The sequence below is a fragment of the Nostoc sp. XA010 genome (genome assembly GCF_020829625.1).
Taxonomy (GTDB): Bacteria; Cyanobacteriota; Cyanobacteriia; order Cyanobacteriales; family Nostocaceae; genus Nostoc.
The window spans coordinates 159710-172344 of the sequence record NZ_JAIVFX010000001.1 but is presented as its reverse complement, the minus strand read 5'-3'; the positions used below and the strand labels follow the sequence as shown (position 1 = coordinate 172344).

Genomic DNA, 12635 nt, shown 5'->3' with positions numbered 1-12635 from the left:
ACATTGGTAACTGATATTGCCTACGTGATGCCTAGTTGCTACTTTTTTGTTGTTTATTAATGAGGTGAACATGGCCAAGCGCCGTAACCCGAAAAAAGAAAAGGCGCTACGGAACCAGGCGTATGCCAGAAAGTTTCGTAAACGAACTACGACAGGAAGAATGCAGAGAAGGTTCCAACAAAGACCACCCAAGAGTGAAGAAGAAGAAGGCGCAGCAACAGCAGCTGACACTGACTAAGCTCTCTGCTTAAAGCCTTTTTATTTAGATTATTTATCTTTTAGGGCGTACAAATGTACGCCTTTATTTATTTTTGGGAATTGGGCATTGGGAATTGGCCATTCATTAGTTATTCTCCCCCTGCTCCCTCATCCCCACTCCTTCTATTGAGCCAGTTGAGCGCGGGCAGCGATGAGTGCTTTACGAACCTGTACAAAGCCAGTACCACCGTAACTGTTGCGGGCTGCCACAACTTGACGGGGGGATATTGCCTCATAAATATCTGCTGCAAATGCCGGATGTAGTTCTTGCCACTCTTCCAATTTCAAATCTTTTAGGAGTTTACCTGCGGCAATACTAGTTTTTACCACCTTACCCACAAGGTTGTAAGCTTCCCGGAAAGGAACGCCCCGTGCTGCTAGATAATCTGCTACATCGGTAGCGTTAGAAAAATCTTCCGCCACAGCTTCTGCTAATCGCTGGGTACGAAATTCCAAGCCTTCCCTGAGCAAAATCGTCATTGCTTCGAGAGAGGCTTTGATTGTATTGACGCTATCAAATAGACCTTCTTTATCTTCTTGCAGGTCTTTGTTATACGCCAGGGGTAGCCCCTTCATAATCACTAACATCGCCTGGAGATGACCGAATACACGCCCCGTTTTCCCCCGCACTAATTCTGGCACATCGGGGTTTTTCTTTTGGGGCATGATACTCGAACCTGTGGCACAGCTATCTTTGAGGGTGACAAAGCGGAATTCTTCTGATGACCAAAGAATGACTTCTTCTGCAAGGCGGCTGAGGTGAACCATAATCAAGCTAGCAGCACACAAGAATTCGATCGCAAAATCGCGATCGCTCACTCCATCGAGGCTGTTAGCATAAATATCGTCAAAATTCAATAGTTTAGCTGTGTAATGGCGGTCAATGGGGAAAGTAGTTCCCGCTAAAGCTCCGCATCCCAAAGGTGAGATATTCACGCGGCGAGAAACGTCTCCTAAGCGTTCCCAGTCACGTTGCGCCATTTGAAAGTATGCCAAGAGGTGGTGAGCTAAACTCAGGGGTTGGGCGCGTTGTAGGTGGGTATAGCCAGGAATTAGGGTTTCAACGTTTTTTTCAGCTATATCCAGTAAAACCCCTTGGAATTCTCGCAATTCCCTTTTAATTTGTTGGATTTGGTCGCGGAGGTAAAGTCTGGTATCAGTACCAACTTGGTCATTACGCGATCGCGCTGTATGAACCTTTTTACCTACATCGCCGACAATTTCTGTCAATCGTCGTTCAACTGCAAAATGTACGTCTTCAGCATCGACACCAGGCTGAAATTTTCCGTGGCGGTACTCTTGGCGAATTTGTTCTAAACCTGCAACCACTTTCTCTCCTTCTTCTGGGGAGATGATGCCCGTGTGAGCGAGCATTTTGACATGGGCTTGAGAACCAGTCAGATCATATTCGATTAATTCAATATCAAAACCTATACTGGCATTAAAACGAGCGATCGCTGGATGCAATGCTGATTCAAACCTCTGGCTCCAAGTTTCTTCTTTGGTCATAAATGTTATGAAGGGAGGGGCATCAATTTTGGATTTTAGATTTTGGATTTTGGATTAATCTAAAATCTAAAATCCAAAATCTAAAATTTCTTTAACCGTAGCTAGTTAGATTCCGAATCATATAGCCAATGACTAAACCAATCAACAATGCCCACACCTGCCCTGTTTGTATAAAGTGACGCCAAGATTTCTCAATCTGACCCATCAAGTCTGGATCGGTAATTGTTTGTGCTAGTACTGTTGTCAAATTTACAGGCAAATGCCAATATAACCGAGATATCAAATCGCTGTAATGACTCATATTTGATAATTAAGAGGTTGGAGGTGGCAAAATTCAGTATCAGTTTATTTTTTAGATAAATTCCTGAGATTTACTGAAATATTGCATATAACCTCAATGTCTTAACTCAAGATGCAGCCGATGCCAACCGCAATTTCTCGGCAGTCCGCAAAATTTGCCCCGCCAAAACTGCTGCACCAAAACCATTATCGATATTTACTACGCCTACTCCCGCAGCACAAGAGTTAAGCATTGTCAATAAAGGTGCTAATCCGCCAAAACTTGCACCATAACCAATGCTGGTGGGTACGGCAATCACAGGACAACTCGCTAAACCCGCAACAACGCTGGGTAAAGCGCCTTCCATCCCCGCTACGACAATTAACACCGATGCGGACTCAATCAGGTGGCGGTTACTTAATAAGCGGTGAATCCCCGCAACGCCAACATCCCACAGGCGCTGGATGCGGAAACCAGAAAGTTCAGCAGTGACAGCAGCTTCTTCAGCAACGGGTAAATCGGCAGTACCAGCAGAAAGGATACCAATTTCACCTGCAAATTGTGGTTCGATGGTAGGAGGAGCGATCGCACAAATTCGTGCCGATTCGTAATATCGTAAACCGCTAACTTTTGATTCCAGTGCAGTATAAACTGCTGGTTCAATGCGGGTTGCCATCACCACCGGGTTGCGGAGGCGCATCACTTCGATAATTTGAGCAATTTGGTCAGGAGTCTTACCAGGGCCCCAAATCACCTCTGGGAAACCAGTTCTTAGCTGGCGATGATGGTCAATTTTGGCAAACTCACCTACAGATTCATAAGTTAAATCTTTGAGAGAGTCGAATGCCTTATCTGGCGTAACTTTACCATTGGCAACCGCTTCGAGGAGCGATCGCAAAGTTTCATGTTGAGACACTGGTCTTTTGTTTGAATTTTATAAATGTTCCCAAACGTGCCACTAAGGGCGGAGATTTTAATACTTTAAACTCTATTCAGTGACTTTCAATTCATATTTGTTCCACAACGTTCCTTTTTGAGAACCAAGTGCAGAAAATTTGACGTTTTGGATGCGATCGCGCACTGCTATCAAAGATAAAGGATTCACTAAATAAATGTAAGGCAGATATTCTTGAGAGAGGCGTTGCGTTTCGGCGTAAATTTCTTTGCGCTTTACTTCGTCTAACTCTCGTGCTGCTTTAATGTAAAGACGACCGATTTCCGCCTCCCAATCTGCAACTTGCCAACCGATAAGTGGTTCTTGTCCTGCTTGAAGTTTCTGATTGAAAGTGTGTAGTCCACCTTCCGGTAACCAAACATTAGCCCCGTCATTTGGTTCAATCCCTCCAACAAAACCTAACAGATAACATTCCCAATCGAGGGAATTAGAAAGTTTGTCTGTAAGGGTATTGAAAGCAATTGGATTAAAATCAGCTTGAATGCCAATTTTACTCAAATCTTGCTTAATTTGCGCTCCCATTAACACACGAGTTTTATTTTCAGCATTCGTTAACAAACTGAAGCGCACCCGATTACCATCAGCATCTAATAACTGTTTATTGGCATTATATTTAAAACCTGCATTTAATAGTAATTTTTTAGCTTTTTCTTGATTATATTCATAAACTTTGAGACCTTTTTCTGGAGGAAAGTAGTAAGGGCTTTGAATCTCGATTGGGGAATTTTGCAACACACCAATTCCCCGAAAAACGTTATTTAGCATTGTTTGACGGTCGATTGCATAGGCAACTGCTTGTCTAAAAGCAAGGGTATTAAACCAATGGGATTTAATTGAGTCAACTACAGGCTGTCCGTTTTGCCGCCGACCTTTGTTGAGATTAAATGAAATATAAGTATTGGTGAATTCTGGGCCTCCATTGTAGATAGTAAACTTTCCCCGCTTTTCTTCACGCTTAAGTAGTGAAAAGTTTTCAGGAGAAACAGTAACTGTATCTAATCCTCCAGAGCGAAACTGAAGAATTATTGTATCTGTAGATTCAATAATTTGCCAAACAATACGTTCAACATAAGGTAACTGATTTCCTTGGCTATCCTTGCGCCAGTAATAAGGATTGCGCCGAAATACTACACGCTGACTGGGAGTATAACTTTCTATTTTATAAGCACCGTTGACAATAATTTTACTAGGTTCTGTATCCGTTCCCCAAGTAGATAAAAATTTGGGATTACCTTTAGCATCTTTAGATTTAAATGATTCAAATAAAGCATGTTTTGGCAAAATCCCAACTGAATTTGTTGATGCTCCGGTTGTGGTGGAAAGGAAAGGAGCAAAAGGCTCAGGCAGAATAAATTCAATTTGGCGATTGCCTATTTTTCTGACTTTAGGAAAACTACCACTAGAACCAATTTTAAGACCATCTTTCCAATCGGTAGGAATCTGTGGATTGAAAATCACATCTTCATAGGTAAAGATAACATCATCTACGGTAAGCGGTTCGCCATCTGACCATTTCAAGTTTTCTCGTAAAGTAAAAGCGACTCGCTTTTTATCATCAGAAATATCCCACGATTGCGCTAAAGCTGGCTCAATTTTGCCTGTAATCCCATTGAGGGTAGTTAGTCCTTCAGTCGTGAACAGAAAAACATGAGGATATTCCTGATTGAAGGCGTAGTTAAAAGTTTTCGGGTCGCCAATAGTGCTTGTAACCCATTGCGATACTTGCGCCGCTTTACTCTTAAAATTAAGTGGGTTGCAACTGATAAGAGCTATCTGACAAATCAAAAATAGACTGAATATTGCTAAAACCACAAACCCACGGTGACGGGTAGGCAAGAGGTTAAAAATCATAGAACTAGAAGACTAAACTGTTTGCATAATACACCTTGTGTTCAGCCTTAATTGCATAAAGGTTAAGTGAGGAATGGAGGCATAAGGAAAGCAGGGGGGAGAATAAAAAATTACCTCTTGTCTTTCCCCTCTGCTCCCTGCCCCTCTGCCTCTTACCCATGCCCATGAAAATTAAGTAGCTTTTTTATCTTCTACTACCTTGAGTTCATAAATATTCCAATTGTAACCTGCTATCGCTGAGTATTTTACGTTCTCAATAGTATTACGCACGGCTACTAAAGCTAGGGAATTAAATAGGTGAATAAAAGGCAGATACTCTTGTGAAAGTTGTTGTGTTTCTGCATAGATAGCTTTGCGTTTTGTTTCATCGAACTCTCTTGCTCCTTGAATGTAGAGGTCTTCAATTTTCTGCTCCCAATCGGTAGCTTTCCAACCGACTGTTGGGGATTGTCCAGCTTGAGCTTTCTGATTAAATACATGAAAGTTACCATCTACAGACCAGACATTGAAACCATCTTGCGGCTCAATACCACCAGTAATAGCTCCATACCAACATTCCCAATCTAGGGTGTTAGAGATTTTTTCTCCAATAATACTGAAGTCAATAAATTGTAAATCAACTTTAATACCTATCTTGCCGAGATCCTGTTGAATTTTTGGTGTGATTGTTGGTCTGTTACCAGCAACAGCCATCATTGTGAAGCGGACTCGATTACCATCTGCGTCCAACAGTTGACCTTTATCATCGTATTTGAATCCGGCTCCTAGTAAAAGTTGTTTAGCTTTTTCTGGACTGTAGTTATATGTTTTTAAACCTTCTTTTGGAGACAAATAATAGGGGCTGGGAACAGAAATTGGAGAGTCTTGCGGTTCACCCAATCCCCGCAAAGTGTTGTTAATCATGGTTTGGCGATCGATAGCGTAGGCGACAGCCTGTCTAAAAGCAACGTTGTTAAAAATGCGGGACTTAATAGGATCTACAACAGGCTTACCATTGCGGCTACCTTTGTTGAGATTGAAAGTTATAAAACTTGTCCCAGAGTCAGGCCCAGCATTTTTAATAGTAAAATTACCCTGCTTTTCTTGACGCTTGAGCAATTGAAAATTTCCAGGGCCAATTTCTAGTAAATCTAACCCTCCAGAACGAAATTGCAGCAAAGCTGTATCAGGCGATTCCACAATTTGCCAAATTACACGCTCAATATATGGCAGTTGTTTTCCTTGTGCATCTTTTTGGCGCCAGTAGTAAGGGTTGCGCCTAAATGTTACGCGTTGATTGGCTGAATAACTCTCGATTGTGTAAGGGCCATTAACAATAATTTTTTTCGGGTCTGTGTCGGTTCCCCAAGTGGACATAAACACTGGCTTACCGTCAGAGTTTTTAGCTTCCACTGCTGCACGCAAGGCGTGTTCTGGTAATATTCCTACCCCTGATGCAATCGATCGCAAGAAAGGAGAAAATGGTTCTGGTAGTATAAATTCTACCCGGCGTTCATCGATTTTGCGGACTTTGAGAAAAGCCTTACTGATACCAATGCGAAGAGCATCTTGAGTATAAGTGGGAATGCGCTTGTTCATGTAGATGTCATTGAAAGAGAAAACGACATCATCGGCTGTTAATGGCTGACCATCCGACCACTTCAATCCTTCTCGCAAGGTAAAGACAAACTGTAGTTTGTTTGGGGAAAGTTCCCAAGATTCAGCCAAAGCTGGCTCAATTTCTTTAGTTATTCCGTTTTGAGTGGCTAATGCTTCATAAGTGAAACCAGAAATATTGGGAGATTCTTGGATGAGGGCGTAGTTAAAAGTTTTAGGATCGCTCGTAGTAGAAAGAACCAATTGGGGAATTTGTGCATCTGGAGTTTTAAAGTTAGATGGATTGCACGCCGTAATTGTAATTGCTGTTGCCAAAAGCAGAATTATTGGTAAGAAAAAACGCTTAATTATGTGAAAAATTGTAGAAAATTTCATAACTTTTATTCTTTCAAAAGCAAGACAACAGCATAAGCACAGATACCTTCTTCACGTCCAACAGGGCCTAATTTTTCGTTGGTGGTAGCTTTAATGCCAATTTGATTTGGTTCTAATTCTAAAACTGCCGCTAGTTTGTCGCGCATATTGTGAATATGCGGTTTTAATTTTGGACGTTCTGCTACTACCACCGAGTCAATATTTCCCACCTGCCAACCTTGATCCCGAATCAGTTGATGAACTTGGTTTAATAGTACTAAACTATCTGCTCCCGCCCATTGGCGATCGCTAGGTGGGAAATAATGACCAATATCTCCTAAAGATAATGCCCCAAGCATGGCATCCATAATCGCGTGTGTTAGCACATCAGCATCACTGTGCCCCAATAAACCCAGTTCATGGGGAATTTGAATTCCACCTAAAATCAAAGCGCGATCGCTCACCAGTTGATGAATATCGTAGCCGTTACCAATACGAATTTTAGTCATTTGTCATTAGTTAGGAGTTAGCAATTATTATTCTCCCCCTGCCCCCTGCTCCCTGCCCCCTGCTCTAATTTTTCCAGCAGATCAGGACGGCGATCGCGGGTTCTTTCAATTTGTTGCTCATAACGCCACCGCGCGATCGCAGCGTGATTCCCACTGAGTAAGACATCAGGCACTTTTAAACCGCGAAAATTGGCAGGACGAGTATATTGGGGATAGTCCAATAACCCTTCTTCAAAACTTTCTGCGGTGAGGGACTCCGTTTTGGCTACGGTTCCTGGGATCAGCCGCACTACGCCATTAATCAAAGCCATTGCTGGAATTTCCCCGCCAGTCAGAATAAAATCTCCTAAAGATACTTCACGGGTTACCAAATGTAGCACCCTCTCATCCACTCCTTCGTAATGCCCACAAATAACTACTAACTGGTCGTAATTTGTCACCAATTCTTTCAAAAGAGGTTGATTAATTGTTTGACCCTGTGGACTCATCAAAATTATTTCTCTTCGGGGTAGAGTTGGCAGCGACTCCACAGCGTTAAAAATAGGTTCTGGCTTCATTAGCATCCCAACGCCGCCGCCGTAGGGTTCATCATCCACCTTGCGGTGCTTATCAGTGGTAAAGTCCCGTGGGTTAAGCAGATGCACTTCGGCAATCTGTTTGGCTAAGGCTTTACCTAGCAAACCAGAGTTGAGAACAGAGTTAAAACAGTCAGGAAAAAGCGTAACTATATCAAAGCGCACAGTTATTCGTATTCAAGGACACTAATCTTAAATTTGAATGTCTAGCAAACATCAACAAGCCCAAGTCGGGTCAAACTCCAGTTAAACTTTATCAATAGTATCTAAAACTACCAGACCTCTTGGATTTTAGATGGGATTAAAAGTTTTTCTAATTACTTAATTTATGTTTAAATGTTGTCACAAGTACATTTAAATTAATAATCTTATCAAGTTAACAACTTCCAGGATGCATCGAGCCAGCCTCAGAAAAAAGCGTAGTCTTAACTGCTCGTCCTCAACCCCAAAGCGGGAATTTAGCCCGATAAAGACTATTTTGCCCTGCTGCAAGTGGACAGGTGAAAAACAAGGCGCTGGCTTTGAGGAATGGGAACAAACACGTTTAGACTGAGGCAACGCGAGCGTTAAGCGAAAATTTGGAGAGTGGCTTACCCAGTTGCAAAATTCCAAAAAGTGTCCTCTCAAAAGTTGCAAAGCGCAAAATCATGGCTGCTTATGAACCTTGTTAAATTCACCTGAAGTTGTTGACAGGAGAAACACAATGCCGCAATTACAAGCTAAATCGCTAGAAATGAGGACACCCCAAGCAACTAAAACCGCCGTTCTGGTTATCGGAGGTGCAGAAGATAAAGTTCATGGACGCGAAATCCTACGAACTTTTTTTGGACGCGCCGGTGCTAGTAAGGCTTATATTACAATTATTCCATCTGCCTCTCGCGAACCCGCCATCATCGGTGGTAGGTATATTCGCATTTTTGAAGAAATGGGTGCTCAGAAGGTAGAGATTTTAGATATCCGCGAACGGGAACAGTGTGAATCCTCCCAGATTAAAGCATCCTTAGAAGCCTGTAGTGGGGTATTTTTGACAGGAGGCGACCAGCTGCGTCTCTGTGGTGTATTGGCAGATACGCCAGCAATGGAAATTATTCGGCAACGGGTGAGGGCGGGGCAACTAACCTTAGCAGGCACGAGTGCAGGAGCAGCAGTGATGGGGCATCACATGATTGCTGGCGGCGGTAGTGGAGAATCGCCAAATCGTTCTTTAGTTGATATGGCAACAGGTTTAGGATTTATTCCTGAAGTAATCGTTGACCAACACTTTCACAACCGTAATCGCATGGGGCGGCTGATAAGTGCGATCGCAGCTCACCCTGATCGCTTAGGTATTGGCATTGACGAAGATACTTGTGCAGTATTTGAACGTGATGGTTGGTTACAAGTTATGGGCAAAGGCAGTGTCACCATTGTTGATCCCACTGAAGCCACCCACACCAACGAACCCCATGTCGGTGCTAATGAACCATTAACAGTACATAATTTACGTCTACATATCCTCAGCTACGGCGATCGCTTCCACTTGTACCAGCGTACTGTATTGCCTGCTGTACACCGAATCTCCAGCTGACGGGATAAAGTATCTGAGGTTACACTGAGTTGGCCACAAATTTTAGATTTTGGATTTTGCAAAAAGTTGTAAGGAAGAGCCACTGCGTTGCGCGGGTTCCCCGCGTTGTAGCAAGTGGCGTTGGTTTACCGACCTAGCAAGCTTTTCAAGACGGATTTTAGATTAAAAGAGCTTTTTGGCAGATGCCGCCAAGTGAGCGAAACAAATCTAAAAAACCATCAAGGACTTGTCAAGCCCTTGCGATCGTAAATCTAAAAATTAAGAGAGCTAAGTACCCTAATTGTCTCTTTTAATCCAAAATCATAAATCTAAAATCCAAAATCGATTGACCGCACATTTATTTCTTGTTGTAGAAAAATGATGAGAATAGTATGTAAAAAGAAAAAACTGTTTGCAACGAACAGTTTAGCGGTCAATTTCAGTAAGAAACTAGAATTTTGGTTCCGAATCTCCATCTACCTATTCCCATGAGAATCCTCAAGATCCAGACCTTACGCGGCCCAAACTATTGGAGCATTCGACGCCACAAGCTGATCGTCATGCGCCTCGATTTAGAAAACCTTGCCGAGACGCCCTCGAATGAAATCCCTGGCTTTTATGAAGGACTAGTTGAGGCGCTGCCGAGTCTGGAGGGTCATTATTGTTCTCCTGGCTGTCGTGGTGGTTTTCTGATGCGAGTCAAAGAAGGCACTATGATTGGCCATATCGTAGAACACGTAGCCCTAGAACTCCAGGAATTAGCTGGTATGCATGTCGGCTTTGGTCGCACCCGCGAAACTGCCACACCCGGAATTTACCAAGTAGTGATCGAGTATCAGAATGAGGAAGCCGGACGCTACGCTGGACGAGCAGCAGTGCGGCTGTGCCAGAGTATCGTTGATCGAGGCCGTTACCCTAAAGCAGAACTAGAGCAAGATATCCAAGACCTGAAAGACTTCACCCGTGATGCTTCCTTAGGCCCCTCCACTGAAGCGATCATCAAAGAAGCAGAAAAAAGAGGTATTCCCTGGATGTCTCTGGAAGCCCGCTTTTTGATTCAGCTAGGCTACGGCGTGAATCAGAAGCGGATGCAGGCCACAATGACCGACAACACAAGCATTCTGGGTGTAGAACTAGCTTGCGATAAAGAAGCCACTAAACGCATCCTCGGTGCTGCTGGTGCGCCAGTACCTAGAGGTACAGTGATCAACTTCTTAGACGATTTGGAACAAGCCATTGAATTCGTTGGCGGCTATCCCATCGTCACCAAGCCAGTGGATGGCAATCATGGACGTGGGATCACCATTGATATCAGAACTTGGGAAGAAGCCCAAGCCGGATACGAAGCTGCTAGACAGGTTTCTCGGTCAATTATTATCGAAAGATATTATGTTGGACGCGACCACAGGGTACTGGTGGTAAATGGCAAAGTAGTAGCAGTAGCCGAACGCGTCCCGGCTCATGTCATTGGCAATGGCAGATCCACCATCGCCGAACTGATTGAGGAAACAAACCTTGACCCAAATCGCGGTGAAGGACATGATAACGTCCTGACCAAGATTGAACTAGACCGCACCAGCTACCAACTCTTAGAAAGGCAAGGCTATACCCTAAATAGTGTGCCACCCAAAGGAACCCTTTGTTATCTCAGAGCAACGGCAAACTTAAGCACAGGTGGTAGCGCCGTAGACCGTACCGATGAAATTCACCCAGAAAATCTTTGGTTGGCACAACGCGTAGTCAAGATTATCGGTTTGGATATTGCCGGACTCGATATTGTCACCACAGATATTAGCCGTCCCTTGCGGGAAGTTGATGGCGTGATTGTCGAAGTTAACGCCGCTCCCGGCTTCCGAATGCACGTTGCCCCAAGCGTGGGCATCCCCCGCAACGTCGCTGGCGCAGTAATGGATATGCTGTTCCCCAACGAGCAATCTAGCCAAATTCCCATCCTTAGCATCACGGGTACTAATGGCAAAACCACCACTACCCGACTACTAGCACATATTTATAAGCAAACAGGTAAGGTAGTTGGTTATACTACTACTGATGGAACGTATATCGGCGATTACTTAGTAGAATCTGGTGATAACACAGGCCCTCAAAGTGCCCACCTCATCCTCCAAGATCCTACAGTAGAAGTAGCGGTGCTGGAAACGGCTCGCGGTGGCATTCTCCGCTCTGGATTGGGCTTTGAAGCAGCAAATGTGGGGGTAGTATTAAATGTAGCTTCCGACCACTTAGGAATAGGCGATATAGATACCATTGAGCAGTTAGCTAACCTCAAGAGTGTAGTAGCAGAAGCCGTATTCCCCGATGGCTACGCGGTACTTAATGCCGACGATCGCAGAGTCGCCGCCATGTCAGAAAAAACTAAGGCTAATATTGCTTACTTCACAATGAACCCCGACTCGGAATTGGTGCGAAAGCACATCCAAAAGGGTGGAGTAGCAGCAGTATATGAAAATGGCTATCTGTCAATTGTTAAAGGTGATTGGACACACCGGATAGAAAGAGCAGAAAATATACCTTTAACAATGGGCGGGCGGGCGCCGTTTATGATTGCCAATGCTTTAGCGGCAACTTTGGCAGCATTCGTGCAAAACGTCACAATCGAGCAGATTCGTGCTGGTTTGAAGAGCTTCCGGGCTTCAGTTAGTCAAACGCCAGGACGGATGAATTTATTTAATTTAGGCAACTACCACGCTTTAGTAGATTATGCCCACAACGCAGCCAGTTACGAAGCTGTAGGTTCCTTTGTTCGGAACTGGACTACAGGGCAACGGATTGGCGTAATTGGTGGACCAGGCGATCGCCGCGACGAAGACTTTGTTACATTGGGCAAATTAGCAGCACAAATTTTTGACTACATCATCATCAAAGAAGACGATGACACACGGGGACGCCTACGGGGTTCAGCCGCTCAGTTGATTATTCAAGGCATCACCGAAGTTAAACCTGATAGCCGCTATGAATCAATTCTGGATGAAACCCAAGCCATAAATAAAGGTTTAGACATGGCTCCTGATAACAGTCTGGTGGTAATTTTACCAGAAAGCGTTACTCGCGCTATTAAGTTAATTAAGCTGCGTGGTTTAGCCAAAGAAGAGATACACCAACAAAATCCCGGCACAACTGTCATCGATTCTCAAAATGGAATAGCACCTTCTTCTGTTGTTAATACCCTGCTGTAGTCAGGAGG

Annotated in this window: 10 protein-coding genes; 3 read left to right on the top strand and 7 right to left on the bottom strand. The window is 43.8% G+C overall.

Going from position 1 to position 12635, the window contains the following annotated elements:
• Positions 1-70 precede the first annotated feature (70 nt).
• Positions 71-238 (top strand): hypothetical protein, encoded by a 168-nt coding sequence (locus LC608_RS00730; RefSeq protein WP_012412073.1) that lies wholly within the window; start codon positions 71-73, stop codon positions 236-238.
• A 143-nt stretch (positions 239-381) separates the two neighbouring features.
• On the opposite strand, the gene argH is transcribed toward LC608_RS00730, so the two are convergent.
• The 7 genes from argH to trmD form a co-directional block, all read right to left on the bottom strand.
• Positions 382-1767, bottom strand: coding sequence for an argininosuccinate lyase (gene argH, locus LC608_RS00725; protein WP_229551706.1), 1386 nt, complete (start codon positions 1765-1767; stop codon positions 382-384).
• A 91-nt stretch (positions 1768-1858) separates the two neighbouring features.
• Positions 1859-2068: a hypothetical protein gene (locus LC608_RS00720; RefSeq protein ID WP_229551705.1), complete on the bottom strand. Its 210-nt coding sequence runs from the start codon at positions 2066-2068 to the stop codon at positions 1859-1861.
• A gap of 106 nt (positions 2069-2174) precedes the next feature.
• Positions 2175-2963: a nickel pincer cofactor biosynthesis protein LarB gene (gene larB, locus LC608_RS00715; protein ID WP_229551704.1), complete on the bottom strand. Its 789-nt coding sequence runs from the start codon at positions 2961-2963 to the stop codon at positions 2175-2177.
• Between the two features lie 72 nt (positions 2964-3035).
• The gene (locus LC608_RS00710; protein WP_229551703.1) at positions 3036-4853 is read right to left on the bottom strand and encodes an ABC transporter substrate-binding protein; all 1818 of its coding nucleotides are present in this window, start codon (positions 4851-4853) and stop codon (positions 3036-3038) included.
• A 171-nt stretch (positions 4854-5024) separates the two neighbouring features.
• Complete coding sequence (locus LC608_RS00705; protein WP_229551702.1) at positions 5025-6824, bottom strand: ABC transporter substrate-binding protein; 1800 nt, start codon at positions 6822-6824, stop codon at positions 5025-5027.
• A gap of 5 nt (positions 6825-6829) precedes the next feature.
• Positions 6830-7312 carry a 2-C-methyl-D-erythritol 2,4-cyclodiphosphate synthase gene (gene ispF / locus LC608_RS00700; RefSeq protein ID WP_229551701.1) on the bottom strand — a complete coding sequence of 161 codons (483 nt, stop codon included), beginning with the start codon at positions 7310-7312 and terminating at the stop codon, positions 6830-6832.
• Positions 7313-7329: 17 nt separating this feature from the next.
• Complete coding sequence (trmD, locus tag LC608_RS00695; RefSeq protein WP_229551700.1) at positions 7330-8052, bottom strand: tRNA (guanosine(37)-N1)-methyltransferase TrmD; 723 nt, start codon at positions 8050-8052, stop codon at positions 7330-7332.
• Positions 8053-8590: 538 nt separating this feature from the next.
• On the opposite strand from trmD, the gene LC608_RS00690 reads away from it, so the two are divergent.
• Together LC608_RS00690 and cphA are read left to right on the top strand one after the other, a co-directional pair.
• The gene (locus LC608_RS00690; protein ID WP_100898664.1) at positions 8591-9454 is read left to right on the top strand and encodes a cyanophycinase; all 864 of its coding nucleotides are present in this window, start codon (positions 8591-8593) and stop codon (positions 9452-9454) included.
• A 467-nt stretch (positions 9455-9921) separates the two neighbouring features.
• A complete protein-coding gene (gene cphA, locus LC608_RS00685; protein ID WP_229552067.1) occupies positions 9922-12627 on the top strand; it encodes a cyanophycin synthetase in 2706 nt (901 codons plus the stop codon).
• Positions 12628-12635 lie beyond the last annotated feature (8 nt).